A 418-nucleotide genomic window follows, 5' to 3' on the forward strand; every position below is an offset into this window, starting at 1 on the left:
GGAGGTGGCGGGGTCGCCCGCGGCGTGGCGGGCACGGGCCAGCGCGTCGAGACGCGCGTTGGCGGCGGCGTAGTTGGCCTGCCCGGCGGAGCCGAAGGTGGCGGCGGCCGAGGAGAAGACGATGAACGCCTCGACCTCGCCCGCGACCTCGGCCAGCACCCGCACCGCGTCGCGCTTGGGCGCGGCCACGGTCTCCAGGCGACCGGGTGTCAGCCGGTCCAGGACGCCGTCATCCAGGACTCCCGCGGTGTGGATCACGGCTGTGGGCCGGACGTCGGCCACGAGTGCGGCCATCGCCTCCCGGTCGGTCACGTCGGCCGCACGCACCTCGGCGCCCAGCTCGGCCGCCAGATCGGCGGCCCCGGGGGCATCGAGCCCACGCCTGCTGACCAGCACGACCCGCTCCGCGCCCTGCTCC

General features: G+C 76.8%; 1 protein-coding gene. It reads right to left on the reverse strand.

Translation table 11 applies throughout. The features are described from left to right. On the reverse strand, positions 1-418 hold a 418-nt coding region (locus SACPADRAFT_RS25115), incomplete at both ends, for a ketoreductase domain-containing protein (protein WP_157577032.1).

The organism is Saccharomonospora iraqiensis subsp. paurometabolica YIM 90007 (assembly GCF_000231035.2).
GTDB lineage: Bacteria > Actinomycetota > Actinomycetes > Mycobacteriales > Pseudonocardiaceae > Saccharomonospora > Saccharomonospora paurometabolica.